Source organism: Anaerococcus degeneri (assembly GCF_017874475.1).
Classification (GTDB): domain Bacteria; phylum Bacillota; class Clostridia; order Tissierellales; family Peptoniphilaceae; genus Anaerococcus; species Anaerococcus degeneri.
Window position 1 is genome coordinate 65,251 of sequence record NZ_JAGGLO010000002.1, and the last position, 17,071, is coordinate 82,321.

The 17,071-nt window shown below is 38.9% G+C and carries 14 protein-coding genes; 4 read left to right on the forward strand and 10 right to left on the reverse strand.

All coding sequences use genetic code 11. The features are described from left to right. Window positions 1-72: 72 nt before the first annotated feature. From J2Z38_RS03685 to J2Z38_RS03705, 5 genes are all read right to left on the reverse strand, one after another. Window positions 73-1,329 carry an amidohydrolase family protein gene (locus tag J2Z38_RS03685; protein WP_209772593.1) on the reverse strand — a complete coding sequence of 419 codons (1,257 nt, stop codon included), beginning with the start codon at window positions 1,327-1,329 and terminating at the stop codon, window positions 73-75. Window positions 1,330-1,513: 184 nt separating this feature from the next. Then, window positions 1,514-3,250: an NADH-dependent [FeFe] hydrogenase, group A6 gene (locus J2Z38_RS03690; RefSeq protein WP_209772596.1), complete on the reverse strand. Its 1,737-nt coding sequence runs from the start codon at window positions 3,248-3,250 to the stop codon at window positions 1,514-1,516. Window positions 3,251-3,258: 8 nt separating this feature from the next. Continuing rightward, complete coding sequence (locus tag J2Z38_RS03695; protein WP_209772598.1) at window positions 3,259-4,833, reverse strand: NADH-ubiquinone oxidoreductase-F iron-sulfur binding region domain-containing protein; 1,575 nt, start codon at window positions 4,831-4,833, stop codon at window positions 3,259-3,261. Then, complete coding sequence (locus tag J2Z38_RS03700; protein WP_209772600.1) at window positions 4,817-5,323, reverse strand: NADH-quinone oxidoreductase subunit NuoE family protein; 507 nt, start codon at window positions 5,321-5,323, stop codon at window positions 4,817-4,819. The genes J2Z38_RS03695 and J2Z38_RS03700 overlap by 17 nt, the downstream gene beginning before the upstream one ends. 490 nt (window positions 5,324-5,813) lie before the next feature. Next, window positions 5,814-7,046 carry an aminopeptidase gene (locus J2Z38_RS03705; RefSeq protein ID WP_209772602.1) on the reverse strand — a complete coding sequence of 411 codons (1,233 nt, stop codon included), beginning with the start codon at window positions 7,044-7,046 and terminating at the stop codon, window positions 5,814-5,816. 136 nt (window positions 7,047-7,182) lie between these two features. Between J2Z38_RS03705 and pepF the strand changes: the two genes are divergently transcribed. Next, window positions 7,183-8,982: an oligoendopeptidase F gene (gene pepF / locus J2Z38_RS03710; protein WP_209772604.1), complete on the forward strand. Its 1,800-nt coding sequence runs from the start codon at window positions 7,183-7,185 to the stop codon at window positions 8,980-8,982. Window positions 8,983-9,027: 45 nt separating this feature from the next. Here pepF and J2Z38_RS03715 read toward each other — a convergent pair whose 3' ends face one another. Both J2Z38_RS03715 and J2Z38_RS03720 read right to left on the reverse strand, forming a co-directional pair. Next, window positions 9,028-9,504, reverse strand: coding sequence for a pyridoxamine 5'-phosphate oxidase family protein (locus J2Z38_RS03715; RefSeq protein ID WP_209772606.1), 477 nt, complete (start codon window positions 9,502-9,504; stop codon window positions 9,028-9,030). Window positions 9,505-9,514: 10 nt separating this feature from the next. After that, window positions 9,515-10,540 carry a M42 family metallopeptidase gene (locus tag J2Z38_RS03720; protein ID WP_209772608.1) on the reverse strand — a complete coding sequence of 342 codons (1,026 nt, stop codon included), beginning with the start codon at window positions 10,538-10,540 and terminating at the stop codon, window positions 9,515-9,517. A gap of 77 nt (window positions 10,541-10,617) precedes the next feature. Here J2Z38_RS03720 and J2Z38_RS03725 point away from each other — a divergent pair, with 77 nt between their 5' ends. Continuing rightward, complete coding sequence (locus J2Z38_RS03725) at window positions 10,618-11,136, forward strand: LURP-one-related/scramblase family protein (protein WP_209772610.1); 519 nt, start codon at window positions 10,618-10,620, stop codon at window positions 11,134-11,136. A 1-nt stretch (window position 11,137) separates the two neighbouring features. Further along, window positions 11,138-11,602 (forward strand): hypothetical protein, encoded by a 465-nt coding sequence (locus J2Z38_RS03730; RefSeq protein WP_209772612.1) that lies wholly within the window; start codon window positions 11,138-11,140, stop codon window positions 11,600-11,602. 135 nt (window positions 11,603-11,737) lie between these two features. On the opposite strand, the gene nagB is transcribed toward J2Z38_RS03730, so the two are convergent. Together nagB and rbr are read right to left on the reverse strand one after the other, a co-directional pair. Continuing rightward, window positions 11,738-12,460 carry a glucosamine-6-phosphate deaminase gene (gene nagB, locus J2Z38_RS03735; protein WP_209772614.1) on the reverse strand — a complete coding sequence of 241 codons (723 nt, stop codon included), beginning with the start codon at window positions 12,458-12,460 and terminating at the stop codon, window positions 11,738-11,740. A gap of 337 nt (window positions 12,461-12,797) precedes the next feature. Continuing rightward, the gene (gene rbr, locus J2Z38_RS03740) at window positions 12,798-13,391 is read right to left on the reverse strand and encodes a rubrerythrin (RefSeq protein ID WP_209772616.1); all 594 of its coding nucleotides are present in this window, start codon (window positions 13,389-13,391) and stop codon (window positions 12,798-12,800) included. A gap of 352 nt (window positions 13,392-13,743) precedes the next feature. On the opposite strand from rbr, the gene J2Z38_RS03745 reads away from it, so the two are divergent. Further along, window positions 13,744-15,015, forward strand: coding sequence for a glucose-6-phosphate isomerase (locus J2Z38_RS03745; protein ID WP_209772617.1), 1,272 nt, complete (start codon window positions 13,744-13,746; stop codon window positions 15,013-15,015). A gap of 560 nt (window positions 15,016-15,575) precedes the next feature. Here J2Z38_RS03745 and J2Z38_RS03750 read toward each other — a convergent pair. After that, window positions 15,576-17,048, reverse strand: a complete 1,473-nt coding sequence (locus J2Z38_RS03750; protein WP_209772618.1) for an ABC transporter ATP-binding protein — start codon at window positions 17,046-17,048, stop codon at window positions 15,576-15,578. Window positions 17,049-17,071: the final 23 nt, after the last annotated feature.

Here is a 17,071-nt window from a genome sequence, read left to right on the forward strand (position 1 = left end):
AATCAAAATGAATTTCCATTGAAATTTCAAGGAAAAAAGCCCCGGCTTGGGGCTTATGATTTTTTTATCTATTTATAAATTTAGGTCTATTTCATAGGTCTTTTTGGCCTTTTTAAATAAAAATTCTCCGCCTCTTACACTTGCTAGGCACTCTGCCCTATTTCTAATTGCATCATAAGGACTATTTGCATCTAGGACTATGAAATTGGCAGCTTTTCCTATGTCTAAGCCATAAGAATCTTCTAAGTTCATGGCCTTGGCCCCATTTATAGTCACAAGGTCCAAGTCTTTTTCGAAGTCTTCTTCCTTCATGAGTTGGGCCATGTGGATGCCGTTATCTAGGATATTCATGAGATTGCCATTGCCAGCTGGATACCAAAGGTCAACTATGGAATCTTGGGCAAAACAAACATTTATGTCATTATCGACAAATTCTCTCACCCTGGTAAGGCCCCTGCGTTTTGGATAGGTGTCAAGTCTAGCTTGGAGGTAGGCATTTTCTGTAGGAAGGGCCACGAAATTCATCTTTGACTTCCTGAAAAGTCCCATCATTCTAAAGGCGTAGGCGTTGTCAGCTGACCCAAAGGAGCAGGTGTGGCTGGTTGTAACCCTTTTTCCTATATCGTGGATTAGGGCTTCTGCATTTAGGACTTCTACAAAACGTGCCATTGGATCGTCTGTTTCATCGCAGTGGACGTCGATTAGCTTGTCATATTTTAGGGCAAGCCTTACAATTTCCTTGATTGATTTTTCGCCAAGCTCACGGGACCATTCGTTGTGAGGGATACCCCCAACCACATCAGCGCCGAGTTTTAGGGCTTCTTCCACCAAATCTCTGCCAGTTTTCTCATCTTCCTTGTAGGAATACATGCCATTTTGAGGAAAGGCTACAACTTGGATGGTAATTTTATCTTTAAGTTCGTCTCTGACTTCTAGAGCAGCCCTTATCCCTGTTAGGTTTGGGTCGGTACAATCAGTTTGGGCACGGATATATTGGGTGCCGTGGCTGGCACACTCAAGGACAGCAGCTTTTATCCTTTCCTTCATTTCTTCCTTAGTAGTACCTTTTTTGAAGTCATTCCAAATATCAATAGCCTCAAAAAGTGTACCCGACTCGTTTTTAGCCTTATCAGTCTTTCCCACCATATAATAATCTAGGTGGATGTGGCTGTCGACATAAGGTGGGATTACGAGTGAGCCTTCAAGGTCAATTATTTGATCAGCTTGTCCAAAATCCTTGCCAAAGCCAACAAAAACTCCGTCTTCAACGAGGATTTCATCGGCTCCTTCGTGGCCATAAATTACTGCATTTATAAATTTTTTCTTCATTATTTTTCTCCATACATAAAAACATTTCTACTCTTATTATATCACAAAAGGGCAAGCCAATGCTCGCCCTTGTTTGTAATTATCTATTAAATTTCCCTTATTTATAGGATTTTCCCCTCGCTTTACTCATCAGAATGACTCCGAGAAATTCTCTTTCATAAAATTTAAGAAAATTTCCCTTATTTTAATATCTTGGCCTTTCCTTATAGGATGTGTGGAGAAGTTCGTGGGCACGTTCGCTTCCCGGTTCTCCCAAATATTCCTCGTAGAGTTTTTTGATTGATGGATTTTCGTAAGATTTTCTGTAGGTTTTTTCCTTATCAATCGAATAAAGGCCCTCGGCTCTCTTCTTTAATATTGTGAGGTCCCCTTTGTGATAAGGCTGACCACCGCCACCTACACAACCTCCGGGACAAGCCATTACCTCTATGGCATCGAGTTTTTCTTCACCTGAACGGATTTTTTCTAGGATTTTCCTGGTATTGCCAAGTCCATTTACAACTCCAATGTGAATTTCCTTGCCATTTACATTTACACTTGCCTTTTTAACTCCCCTAAGGCCCCTTAATTCCTCGTATTCGACCTTTTCTAGGCTTTGGCCTGTGAGGGTATCGTAGGCAGTCCTGATTGTCGCTTCGATTACACCGCCGCTCGCGCCAAAAATTGTGCCCCCACCTGTGGATTCGCCCAAAGGATTGTCAAAGTCAGACTTATTAACATTAACAAGGTCAATGCCCGCTTCCTTGATCATTGAGGCAAGTTCCCTGGTTGTAATTACTATATCAACATCAGATACACCTTCTTCGTTGAGTTCGTCCCTTTTGGCCTCATATTTTTTGGCAATACAAGGCATAACAGAAACTACGGTAATCTTTGCTGGGTCCATACCGATTTTTTCTGCATAATAGGACTTGGCTATGGCCCCAAACATCTCGTGCGGAGACTTGCAGGTCGATGGGATGTCGATAAGGTCAGAAAACTGGTGTTCCATGAAATTTACCCAGCCTGGGCAACATGAGGTAAGGATTGGCTTGCCCTCCCCAAGTCTTTCTATAAATTCGTGGGCTTCTTCCATGATTGTGAGGTCTGCCGCAAAGTTTGTATCAAAAACCCTATCAAAACCGAGATTTCTAAGGACCGTTACCATCTGACCTGTAACTTCAGTTCCTGGTTCTAGGCCAAATTCTTCGCCCAAAGCCACCCTCACAGCTGGGGCAACCTGGACAATTACAAGGTCGTTGTGGTTTTTCCTATGAAGGATATTCCACACCTCTGAGACATTTGACTTTTCTGTAAGGGCTCCTGTTGGACACACAGCTAGGCACTGGCCGCAGAAGGTGCAGGTAGTATCAAACATTGGCCTGTTAAAAGTCGAACCGACATGGGTCATAAAACCACGTCCAATTTCTGCAAGAGCACCCACAGTCTGAACTTCATTGCACATGGTCTCGCAGCGCCTGCAAAGTATGCACTTATTTGGATCTCTCACAAGAGAATAAGAAGAATCGTCTATCGGCAGATTTCTCTTTTCACCCGGATATTTTATTTCTCTAATATTTAAGTCTGCAGCTATCTTTTGGAGCTGGCAGTCCAGGTTTTTCGCACATTTGAGGCAATCAGTCGGATGGTCTGATAGGATTAATTCCACCACAGCACGCCTTGCCCTGATTACCCTTTGGCTATCGGTCCTAATTTCCATCCCGTCCTTGGCAAAAGTGGCGCAGGCTGGTATAAGATTTCCCTTCTTCACATCTTCTACCAGGCAAACCCTGCAAGATGCGAGTTTATTTACAAAATTGATGCCAGATAGGTCCATGTGACAAAGGGTAGGAATATTGATATTTAAAGCCTTGGCGGCTGATAAAAGGGTGGTTTTTTCCCTAACTTCTATTTCTGTGTCATTTATTTTTAATTTTATCATGTCTCCTCCTAGCATAAAACTATGGCCTTAACTGGGCAATTATCCATGCAAGTGCCGCACTTGATGCAGACTTTTTTGTCTATATGGTGGACTTCCCTGGCTTTGCCAAAGACCGCCCCAACAGGACATGCCTTGGCACACTTGGTACAGCCGATACAGGTATCTGTAATCTCGTAGAAAAGCAAGTCTTTGCACCTTTTTGCAGGGCAGGTTTTGACATTGCCAACATGGGCTAGGTATTCGTCATAAAAATAGTTCATTGTTGAAAGGACTGGATTTGGTGAAGCTTGGCCCAGACCGCAAAGGCTGGTTTCAGAAACAATTTCCGATAGCTCTTTGAGTTTAAAAAGGGTCTCTTCGCTGGCCTTGCCAGTTACGATTAAATCAAGCATTTCAAGTAGTCTTTTATTGCCAATCCTACAAGGTGTGCACTTGCCGCAAGATTCGTCTACAGAAAATTCTAGGAAAAATCTCGCCACGTCTACCATGCAGTCGTCTTCGTCCATGACAACCATGCCGCCAGAGCCCATTATAGAGCCGATTTCCTTGAGGGATTCGAAATCACAACCTGTGTCAAAAAGCGATTTTGGTATGCAACCGCCAGATGGTCCGCCGGTTTGAACAGCCTTGGCTTCCTTATCATTTTGAATGCCCTTGCCTATGTCATAGACAATTGTGTTAATTGTTGTCCCCATTGGTACTTCTACAAGTCCAGAATGTTTGACCTTGCCAACTAGGGCAAATACCTTGGTTCCTGGTGATTTTTCTGTACCGTAGGCCCTAAAATAATCCGCTCCTTTTAAGATGATTTGTGCCACATTAGCTAAGGTTTCAACGTTATTGATTACAGTAGGTTTTCCCCAAAGACCCTTGACTGTAGTCCTAAATTCCTTATTTCTTGGCTGGCCACGCTTGCCCTCGATTGATTCCATAAGGGCTGTTCCCTCGCCGCAAACAAAGGCACCTGCCCCAAGCCTTAGGTCAATATCAAAGGAAAAATCTGATCCTAGGATGTTTTCACCCAGCAAATTGTATTTCTTAGCGTCTTCTATGGCACGCCTTAGGGCCTTGACTGCCTTTGGATATTCGGCCCTAACATAAATAAAACCTTGGCTTGCTCCAACGGCCCTAGCACAAATTGCCATGGCTTCAAGGACTGAGTGAGGGTCATTTTCTAATACTGACCTATCCATAAAGGCACCTGGGTCACCCTCATCGGCATTACAAATTATGTATTTTGTGTCGGTATCTTGCTTGTAGGCAGTTTCCCACTTGCGACCAGCCGGAAAACCTGCACCACCCCTGCCCCTAAGGCCAGAGTCTGTGACGACCTTTATAATCTCTTCCCTGGTCATATCGTAAATGGCCTTTTCTAGGGCAAAATATCCATCACGACCTATGTATTCTTCGATTGATGCCGGATCGATTATGCCGCAGTTTCTTAAAACAAGCCTGGTTTGCTTTTGGTAAAATTCTCCCTTAAGCCTGATGTCTTCGCCGTCTATGTAATAATTTTCTGGTTCAAGCCTGTTGATAAGCTTGGCAAATCCATCTTTTTTGATACTTTCAAGCCTCGACTTCATCTTTTTCCTCCAAAACTTCCTTGATGATATCGGCTGCCATACCCTTGGTCACATTGCCGATATTCCTTGATGAATCAATACTTAAAACTGGTGCTATACCGCATTCACCTATGCACCTGGCCTCAGCAAGGCTAATCTTGCCATCTGGTGTAGTTTCGCCAACCTTGATTCCTAGCTCATCTTCAAGGTCTGCTAGGATCTTGTCAGAACCTTTGACATAGCAAGCTGTGCCCAAGCAAACGCAAATCTCGTGTTCTCCCTTTGGAATAAAGGAAAATTGGGAATAAAAGCTTGCCACACCATAAATTTCTGAAGAGTGAACGCCCATCCTTAGGGCCATGAGGTCCACAATTTCTTCCGGAATATAGGAAAAAATTTCCTGGGCCTTTTGCAAAATCGGCATAATAGCGCCCTTTTTGTCCTTGTTAGTATCCAAGAATTCTATAAATTCTTGGTACTTGTCCTGATCTTTCTTAAAACAAAAACTCATAGCTTAACCTCCCATTAATGGTAATAAAATTTTTGCTAAAGCATCAGACCTACCAACCATTTCTTGTCAGAAATGGGGTTAGGGCTTCAACTGGTAAAATTTTTATGGTTCTCACAGTTTTTCAAGCAAGCATAGCTTGCGATGTAAAAACTGATGAGAATCCTTATGTAATTTTTAAAAAGCCCGTCCGAATATCACTTCTCTGAAGCTCTCCGTGCTACCGCACTATTATTCGGCATAAAGATGCCAAATCAAGGCATCTTTATGTGGCTCGGTGAGGACCGATGCGAAAAATACGATCATTGATTCTAAAAAGATTACCTTCCTTATTAATATTCTATAATTCCATAATATCAGAATGTGAAAACAATTTCAACATCTATATTCATTATTATTTAGGGATTGATAATAATTATTAAAATCGTTTTCAATACAGAAACAAAAAAAGACTTGAAAATAAATTTCAAGTCTCGTCTGTATCAAAATTTACTTAAAATGCCCAGTTGCCGTCCTTAAAGATTGGGAAAGCTTGGCCGTTTTTGTAGCCTATGATTTCAAGGTCCTTATCTCCAACCATGAAGTCTTCGTGAATTAGGGAATCATTTAGGCCCACTGAATTGACTTCGCTATCATCAAGGTCAGCTCCGCCCTCAACGCAGGTTGGGTAAGCCTTGCCTAAGGCAAAGTGGCAAGACGCATTTTCGTCAAAAAGGGTGTTATAAAATAAGATATTTGAATTTGAAATTGGGCTGTCATATGGAACTAGGGCGATTTCGCCAAGATTTTTTGAGCCCTGGTCAGATTCAAGCATCTTTGCTAGGGTATCCTTGCCTTCCTTGGCATCAAAATCAATAACCACCCCATCCTTGAAGGTAAATTCAAAGTGGTTTATAACCACACCATTGTAAACAAGAGGTTTTGTAGCCACAAGCCTGCCGTCAACTCCGTCGTATTGTGGAGCTGTGAAGACTTCTTCTGTTGGCATATTTGGAATAAACCTGTCGCCCTTTGCATTTTTAGAGCCAGCAGACATCCAGATGTGGTTTTTTGGCAATTTCACCTTTAAATCTGTCCCATTGGCTGATTTATAATGAACATAGTCAAATTGGTGGCTATTTAAAAAGTCTGCCTTGTCATCAAGGGTCTTAATGTGGTCTTCCCAATTTTTCTTAGTCTCTTCCCAAGATTCAGAAACTCTGCACACATCAAGGATGACTTCCCAGAGCTTATGGCAGGCCTCCTCGCCCTTGAGGTCTGGAAATACTTTTTCTGCCCATTTCACAGAAGGAACTGAAATTACAAGCCAAGACACAATGTCATTCATAGTATATTTTACAAAGTCCTTTAACTTTAATGAACGAGCCTTAACAGCCTCAGAAATCTTAGCCTCATCAAGGCCTTTGAGTAAATCTGGATCATCGGACACAATAGAAATCCTATTTGACCTCTTCTCAGCAATCTGATAGCGAGATTTTTCAACAACCCAGTCAGGCACTTCATTTAAGGTCTCTTGACTTTCGTATTCGTAAGCAAATCTTGTAAGAGCATCGTCAACCCAATTCACAGAAACCTTTCGAGCACCTTTTTCATAAGCCGCCTTAGTCATAAAACGAGCAAGTTCAGGCGACTCAACAGGAGAAGAAATTAAAACATCCTCCCCATTTTGCACATTAACACCAAACTCAACAGCAAGCCTGGCGAAATTTTCTATTCTTTTTTGCATAATTCCTCCCAATTTAAATCATTTATTACACTATACTCTTAATTTTATGCTAATAATCTTTTACTAAGGCTACAAAGTGATATAATAACAAGTAGTAAACCGAATTTAAAATTATTTTTTATATAAGGAGAAAAAAATGAAAAAAAGATGTGATGTTGACCCTAAAGAAACTTGGGCCATTGAAGACCTTTATGCGTCTGATGACGCTTTTTATGCTGATCTTGAGAAATTAGCCAGGATGGCTTCTGATTTTAAGGAAAAATATTCAGTTCTTGAGACTAGCGATGATGTTTATGAATCTCTTGAAGCTTATTCTGATATAATTTCCCTTACAGACGGACTTGGCACTTTTGCTGGAATTTCTAAGGAAACAGATGCAACAGACGATGCCATGGCAAAAAGAGATGCCAAGTTTGGAAGCGAAGTTTCAAAGATTTTTGCCAAACTTTCTTTCTATGATTCTGCCCTTGTCAAAGTTGACAGCAAAGTCTTAGATGAAACAATAAAAAACCACCCAAAATATGCTTATTACCTCAAAAGAATAAAGGATAAGGCAAAATATTTACTAGACGAAAAAACCGAAGCAGCCCTTGCTGCCCTTGCCCCAACCTTTGATGCACCATATACAAATTACAACGATATGAGATATGGGGATATGAAGTTTGAAAATATCGACCACAATGGCGAAGAAGTTGTCCTTAACCACAACACTTTCGAAGAATACCTCGAAGGCGAAACTGATACAGAATTAAGACGCAGAGCCTTTGCTGACTATCACAAGGTTTTGGCAGCCTACCAAAACGCTGACGCTTCAGTTTATAACAACCTTATCCAAAATGAAAAGATAATGGCAGATCTTCGTGGCTATGAATCAGTATTCCACTATCTTCTAGCCCGCCAAGACGTGGACTTTGATGTTTACGAAAACCATATTGATATAATTATGGAAAAACTTTCTCCAATTATGAGAAAATATGCAAAAATCATCAAAAACCACTACGGCCTAGACGAAATGACCTATGCAGATTTGAAACTCGCCATAGACCCAGAATATGAGCCAAAAGTTTCTATCGAAGAGGCTAAATCCTATATAGTTGACGGACTTTCTCCACTAGGCGAAGAATATATCGGCTACATGAAAAAGGCCTTTGATGATAGGTGGATAGATTATTCACAAAATATCGGTAAGAGAACAGGCGCTTTCTGTTCATCTCCTTACCCATCCCATCCATTCATCATGACAACTTATAACGAATCTATGAGCCAAGTTATGACCCTTGCCCACGAACTAGGCCACGCTGGTCAAGGAATCCTTTCAAATGCCAACCAAAACGCCCTATCATGCGATATGTCCATGTACTTTGTAGAAGCTCCATCAACAGCCAACGAAATCACCATGGAAAGATATCTACTTAAAAATGCCAAGGACGATAGGGAAAAACTTTGGGTCCTATCAACCATGATTGGCAAGACCTACTACCACAACTTTGTAACCCACTACCTAGAAGCTACCTTCCAAAGGGAAGTTTATAGACGTGTAGAAAAGGGCGAAAGTCTCTCAGCCGCAGATTTCAACCAAATCTTTAAGGACAAACTAGAAAAATTCTGGGGCGATGCAGTAGTCTTAAACGAAGGAGCAGAACTCACCTGGATGAGACAACCTCACTACTACATGGGCCTATATTCCTTCACCTACCAAGCAGGACTTACAATAGGTACAGCCATATCAGAAAAAATTGTCCACGGCACAGAAGAAGACAGAAAACAATGGTTAGAAGTCCTAAAACTAGGCGGATCTATGGGACCAATAGACTTAGCAAAGGCTGCTGGTGTTGATATGACAACAACAAAACCAATAGAAGATGCAATAGACTTCATCGGCCAAATCGTTGATGAAATTGATGGGCTTTTGAAAAAACTAAATATGTATAAGTAAGCAAAAAACCTCCCGAATTTGGGAGGTTTTTTTATCCAATAAAACTTATCTTTCGTTTACCTTCTTACCAGTCATATAAGCAATATGAAAAGCCAGCATCTTTGTGTTTTTAAAGCCTGCTTCCATATTTTCGTGGACTAGGTCCACATTTGGGTAATATTTTTTGGCAAGTCTTACCATGGCTTCTCTAGCAAAGTCTTGGTCTGTTATTTCTTCTACTAGACCATAAGCCACTACAGAAGAGGTGATTTTTGACCAACCATCTTCTGATATTCCCTCTTCTAGGATGGCTGTAAAACATGCCTTTGGATCTTTTTCTATGCAGTCAATCTTATAGCCAGTCTTTGTGCCGTGAAAATATAGGGCCTGGTTTTCTTCGTCATAGACGTAATTTAAAGGAAAACCATAAGGATAACCGTCATCTCCGTGTAGGCAAAGGACACCCCTTGCCGCCTTATGAAGGACTTCCTTGGTTCTTTCTGGACTTAATTCATTTTTTATTTTTCTGATTTTTCTAAACATAAATTTTTCCTTACTTACTAATAAGATTCTCTAGCAAATCAAAAAGTGATTTTATTGCCTTTTCATGTGTCCTCTCGTATCCGTGGCTTGCTGCTACTCCGCAACCTACTAGGGCGTGTCTGTAGTCATAGTCGCTTGCTACTGCAGCTGAGGCGTCTGATCCGTAGAATGGGTAGATGTCTAGGCCGTAGTCTAGGTCTAATTCTTTGGCTATTGCAACTAAGTCGTTTGTAAGGTCATAGTTATATGGACCTGATGAATCTTTGGCGCAGATTGATAGTTTTAGTTCGTCACAAGCGAGGTCATCGTGGACTACTCCCATGTCAACTGCCACCATATCTCTGATGCCTGCTGGGTGGCCGGATGCAGCACCGTGGCCTACTTCTTCGTAGATGGTAAACATCATATAAAGTGGACGGTTTATCTTTATATTTTTATCCTTAATTTCCTTAGCAAGGGCAAGGAGGACTCCGGCAGATGCCTTGTCATCAAGGTGGCGGCTTTTGACAAAGCCATTGTCTATCCTAAATCTTGGGTCAAGGGAGATAAAATCACCGTTTCCTATGCCAAGTTTTTCTGTTTCTTCTTTAGAATGGGTTATGGCGTCAATTACAACTTCCATGGTTTCGTCGTTTCTCTTTGCTTCTCTAGGGGCGTCTGAACCGTGAACGGCTGGATTATTTAGCCTAACCACACCTGTATATTCCTTGCCAGATCTTGTGTGGATTTTGACATTTTCAAATTCCACAAAATTAAGTGGGAAACCACCGAGCGTTGTCACCCTGAGGGCCCCGTTTGCCTTAACTGACCTTACCATAAGTCCCAAGGTATCAATGTGGGCAGAAAGCAAGAGGCCATTTTCCCCTTCCATTTCATTGATTGGGACAATGACGTTGCCCTTGTTATTTTGGTATGGTTTGTAGCCCAGTTTTCTAAATTCATCCATCAAATATTTTTCAGCTAGTTTTGTGAAACCTGTTGGTGATGGGGTATTTACTAGATTTTCTATATATTTAGTAATTGTAGAGATTTCCATTTTTTTAATCCTTTCTTATAGTATAATATCAATAATCATATTATATGATAAGAAGAAAATTAATAAAGGAATGTAAAATGAAAAGATATATTTTTAAGGAAAAATTCTTTAAAATCACAGATAAATATTGGATAAAGGACGAAGACGGCAATGATTCTTTTTATCTAGACCAAGATTTCACCTTTATGGGCTACAAGGCAGCGGTCTATGGACCTGATAGACAAAGGCTTTTTAGGATTGAAAAGAAAATCCTATCCCTTTTGCCAAAGTTTTTTGTAAATTTTGAAGACGGGTCGGAAATGCTTGTAAACAAAAGATTTACCCTGCTTAGAAAGTCTATTGATGTGGACACAGATTTTGGAACAATTAATCTCAAGGGATCTGTTTGGGACTACAATTTTATCATAAGCCTTGATGGGCAAAAAATCGGCGAAGTTTCTAGGAAATTTATTTCACTCACCGACCAATACGCCCTTACAGTTTATGACGAGGACTACACCCTAGCCATGATAGCCCTTGTAATTTGCCTAAACAAAATCCATGATGACGAGAAAAGTGCAGCAAATGCCGGAAATGCCGGCGGAGGAGAACAGTAAGATGCCACAACTAATTTTTATCCTAGCGAGTCTATTCGCCCTAGCTGGGCTTTATAACATGTACTTGTTCGGACAAATCAAAGAAAAAATCAAATTCACTACAACAGACCTGGCAGTTCTAGGTATGATGGTAGTCATGTTCATCATTTACTATTGGGTTTTTAAACCTTATCCAATAAACGCCCTAGCCATCTCACTAGCCATGATATTTTGGAACTACACAGGGACAATAGCCAGGGGCTTTAGTGACGAATATGTATTTACCAACAAGCTAAACCCCTTCATTAACAAAAAAGTACCCCTAGGAGAAATAAAATCAGTCACCCTATCAAGGGCCAACAAAAATCTCCTCTTAATGGTCTACCTAAAAACCGCCAACAGCCAAGACAACATGAGCTTTGCCTTTTCAAGAGAAAAAGACCTAGTGAAAATACTTAAAAATCAAAAGGTGAATGTGATAAATTAGGGGAAATGTTGAAAAAAATAGACTAAGTGGGCATATTAATAGTAACCATGAGTTCTATTATAATGCACGGAATAACCAAAAAAAGACGAGCCTATCCGTTCGTCTTTTTTAGTAAAAATATTTAAAACTTACCACCTAGCCATTATAAGCTTCTTCATCTACAAACAAATAAACATTTGGGTGTAGGTTTAAAAGTCCACATGGAAGGTCAGTTGAAATTTTATCATCGTTTAAGATTCTTTTTACTGCTTCGTGTTTGTTTTTGCCGCTGGCTAGAACTATTAGGGTTTTTGCGTTGAATACTTCTTCAACTCCCATAGAAAGGGCGTATTTTGGCACTTCGTCTTCATTTTCAAAAAATCTTGAGTTGGCTTCTATGGTTGATTCTGTTAATTTTATTATAGAGGCACGTCTATTTAATTTTTCTGCTGGTTCGTTGAAGGCTATGTGGCCATTTGGTCCAAGGCCCAAAATTTGAATATCCCTTTGTCCAAATTCGTCTAATACTTTCCTATATTCTAGGGCGTATTTTTCGTCATTTTCTGGTGCATAAGGTAGATTGATATTTTCTTCTTTTATAGCTACGTGGTCAAAGAGGTTTTCGTGCATGAAATATGAATAAGATTGTTCGTTTGATGGGTCTATACCAACATATTCATCTAAATTCACACTTTTTGCATATTTAAAAGAAATTTCTCCTTCTTTTTGGGCAGCGATTAAGTTTTTATAAAGACCAATAGGGCTTGATCCTGTTGCAAAACCAAACTTTATCTGTGGTTTTTCCATCATGTAATTTATTACAAACTCACTGGCTTTTTTGCTCATATCTTCATAATCTTTGCATACTATTACTTTCATTTATTTCTCCTTTAATGGTAATAAAAATTTTTGCTAAAGCATCAGTCCTACCAACTATTTCTTGTCAGAAATGGGGTTAGGACTTCAATAGGTAAATTTTTTATGGTTCTCACAGTTTTTCAAGCATGCAAAGCTTGCGAAGTAAAAACTGATGAGAAGCCTTAAGTGACTTTTTCTTAAAATTACGATGAATAAGAGTAACATAAAGAAAATTTCACTGAACGTTCGTTGAAAAAGATTACGTTCATTACTACTAATATATTATTACCCATATATTATGATTTTACCATTATAAGCAAAATAAAAAACCCGACCTGAGCCGGGTTTGATGTTTGTTTTAGTAATTGAAAGCTGCTACTTCGAACCATTCTTGTGGGTGGTGGCATGCTGGGCAAATCTTTGGAGCTTTTTTGCCTTCATATAAGAAACCACAGTTTCCACATTTCCAGATTACTGATTCTTCTTTTTCGAATACTGTGCCGTTTTCTACGTTATCGTGTAGTTTTTGATACCTATCTCTATGTGCACCTTCAGCCTTAGCAATGTTTCTGAATGCTCTTGCGATTTCGTCAAAGCCTTCTTCTTCTGCTACGTCTGCGAATGATGGATACATATCTTCACATTCTTCGTTTTCGCCATCGATAGCGCCTTGAAGGTTTGTTAATGTGTCATGCCAAATTACTGGCCAAGCTGTATAACCTTCTGTAAGTTCGATTGTTTCAAGTTTAAATTCTTCTCTTAGGAATTTATAGAATCTTGCTGCGTGTTCTTTTTCGTTCATAGCTGTTTCTCTAAAGATAGCAGCGATTTGTCTATAACCTTCTTTTTCTGCAACTTTTGCAGCATATGTATATCTCATGTTTGCTTGTGATTCACCAACAAAAGATGTGATTAGGTTTTGTGCTGTTTTACTTCCCTTTAATTCTGCCATAATAATCTCCTTTATAATATTAGTTCATTTCCTGATATTCATACTATATTATTAATTATTCGTTTTGTCAAGAATGATTCTAAAGTTCTAATGAATCTAAACTTGATATATATAATCATTATCATTATATCTTTGCAATCGTTATAAGTATTTGATTTTAGCTATTTATTAAAATTATATTTCACCAAATGTTTTAAGTGTTTTTGCTGCTTGTCTGTTAACTTAAAAAAGTGATAACAGTTATCAATTTGTATAATATCCAAAATTATTGATTATTTTTAATTATGATTTTAAAGGTTTTTACTCTATCGAGACAAATTGGGGTATAATTATATAAAGCAAAGGAGGCTATATGAAAGTAGATTTTAGCAATGTTAATTTAGATAATATAGGAAAATACGAGGAAAAAGCCCTTGCCGCTTTTGAATCTCTTATGAACAAAGACGGCGCTGGCAACGACTTTTTAGGCTGGATTGATAGGCCAGTTGACTATGACAAAGACGAGTTTGAAAGAATTAAAAAAGCAGCAGCAAGGATTCGTGAAAATTCTGATGTCTTTGTTTCCATTGGTATAGGTGGATCTTACCTTGGTATTAAGGCCATTGATGTAGCTTGCGATACTTACTTTGATTCAAAGAGAGATACAAAAGTTATCTACGCAGGCAATCAAATTTCTAGCCAATACATGGTTGAACTCTTAGATTATTTGAAGGATAAGGATTATTCTGTAAATGTTATCTCAAAATCAGGCACAACCACAGAGCCAGCCATTGCCTTTAGGTTTTTAAAAGAAGCTTTAGAGGAAAAATATGGCAAGGAAGGTGCAAAAGAGAGAATTTTTGCAACAACAGATAGGGCCAAGGGTGCACTTAAAGAACTCGCCACAAATGAAGGCTATGAAACATTTGTAGTTCCAGATGATATTGGTGGCAGATTTTCCGTAATATCTGCAGTAGGCCTCTTGCCACTAGCAGTAGCAGGTGTTGATATAGACGAATTTATGGCTGGTTTTGCTGATGGTAGAGAAAAATACACCGTAAAATCAATGGAAAATGACGCCATCAAATACGCAGCCGCAAGAAATATGCTTCATGAAAATGGCAAGGAAATTGAAGTCCTTGTAAATTATGAACCAAAATTACAATATATTGCAGAATGGTGGAAGCAACTCTACGGCGAAAGCGAAGGCAAAGACGGCAAGGGAATCTTCCCAGCAAGTGTAAATAACACTACAGACCTTCACTCAGTAGGCCAAATGATCCAAGACGGCAAGAGAAATCTCTTTGAAACTGTAATCGAAGTTGAAAGTGTAGACAAAGATATAGAAATAAAAGAAGACGCCGATAACCTTGACGGCCTAAACTACCTAGCAGGCAAAGATATGTCCTATGTAAACAAACAAGCTATGGAAGGCACAACAATGGCCCACGTAGAAGGCGGCGTTCCAAATATCAGAATAAAACTAGATAGGGTAGACGAAAGAAAACTAGCCGAACTTTTCTATTTCTTTGAAATTGCAGTAGGAGTATCAGGCTACATCCTAGGAGTAAACCCATTCAACCAACCAGGAGTAGAAGCTTACAAGACAGCCATGTTTAAACTACTTGGTAAACCTGGATACTAATAATGGTAGCAAAAAAATCGTTAGCGATTTTTTTGCGGTTCTCACAATATATCGAACACGAAGTGTGAAGATAGATTGATGAGAAACCTTATGTAATTTTTTCATAAGAACGCGACGAAAAGGAGCGTTCGTTGAAAAAGATTACGTTCTCTACACCCCAGCCTTAGCTGGGGTGGTTTTAATTATAAGTAAAATTTTTGCGGTCTTCACAATTTCTCAAGGTGCAAAGCACCGTAGTAGAAATTGATGTAGAACCTTATGTAATTTTTTATACATGATGCGACGAATATAATGCTAGTAAAAAACATCGGTCAAGCCGTAAGGCCATAAATGACCGATGTTTTTTGCCTTATTCATCATTTTGTAGAAAGCTTTAGTTTTCGTAGAAAATTATAGAATAAGCTTATGTGATATTCAGTTTAAATTGCGACGAATAGGAGCGATTTAGACTAAATATCACTGAGTATTATGTATAAAAAGATTACGTACTTTACACCCCAGCCCTGGCTGGGGTGCTTTAATGATACTAAAAGACCTCAACCGAGGTCTTTTGATTTATTCTACTTATTAATCCTTATAAGATTAAAATTAGAATTCTTCATAAATATTTCATCGTGGCTTATAACAATAACTAGTTTCCCTTTCCTATTAAGGTCCATAATTAAGTCTAAGACTTTGCCTTTAACTTCTTTATCCAAAAAGTTTGTTGGTTCGTCAAAAATATATAGGGACTTGTCGGTTTTTATGGCGTATTTTAATTGAGCCAATTTTTTCTGACCTGATGAAGCTTTTATTTTATCTTTTAGGACTCCATATTCGCTTATAAGAGGGTTAGCTGGGATGTAGACTAAATCTTCAAATAGGACTTTTGAATTTTTATCAACTAGTTTATTGTTTACAAAGATTTTTCCCTCGTACCTAGTTGTAAGGTTCATTATGGCCTCTACCAGAGTCGTTTTTCCTATCCCATTATCTCCTACAATGAGGTTGATTTTTCCTTGTTTAATCTCTTGGTTAAAGGCCTGGTGAAGCCTTTCTCCCTTACTTCCCAGGCTTATGTAATCTTTTATTTCTAAGGATTTTATCTTAGCCTTGTCAAAGCTTACAGGGGTCATATTTATAAATTCATAAAAAGAATCCATGGCAGGCTTGCCAGATACGTACTCTCTCCTGGTATTAAAGGTATCAAGCATAGGATCCCAAAGAGAGCTGATGTAGATTGACACAGCAGCATAAGACCCTGGGGTCATCTTGCCCTTTATGATTAGGATAATAGAAATAATTGTTGTTAAAGTGATGGCTATATTTAAAGTTCCGTAGACAAAAATATTGTAAATTAGACTTTCGTAGCGGACTTTTTTTATGAGATTTGTGAAAAATCTATTAAAAAAATCTCTAATTGGTGGAAGTTGCTTATCTCTCAAAAACCTCTCTTCCTTGCTCAAATTATTAGTATCTAAGAGATATCCCTTAACATTTTTCATATCGTCCAAGTGGTTTGAGGAATAATCCGAAATCTTCTCCTCCCTCTTATAGGAAACCAGAGCTGCTATGGGAGCTATAATCACAAAGGCTATTAAAAGGTAAGGAGAGATGAAAAATACAATTATGCAAATTGCCACAAATTTAAGGGCGTTTAAAAATATCCTCAGGGTATTTTTGTAGATAAAGGGCTGGACAATTTCAAAATTTTGCCCTAATTCTTGGTTTATCCTCGCCTGGTCGATATTGTAAACCTTACTATCATAGGTCTTTAAGGCCAAATCAAGCTTTTCAAATTGCTTTAGATAAGCCTTGGCGTCGTTTTTACCAAAATAATAATCTTCAAGGACATAAAAAATATGGATACCAATATCAAGTAAAACCATGATTACAATATGCTTGATAGTCATATCCAAGTCTTTTAAAATAGAAAAGTCAATGGCCTTTGCAGTATTGATGGGAATTAACAATCCTAATCCGATTACAATAAGCCTAATTATCAAAAGCTTTATAAATTCTTTCTTGTCCGTCAAATAAAAAAATCTCAACATAGGAAACCTCCTTCAGTTTTGTT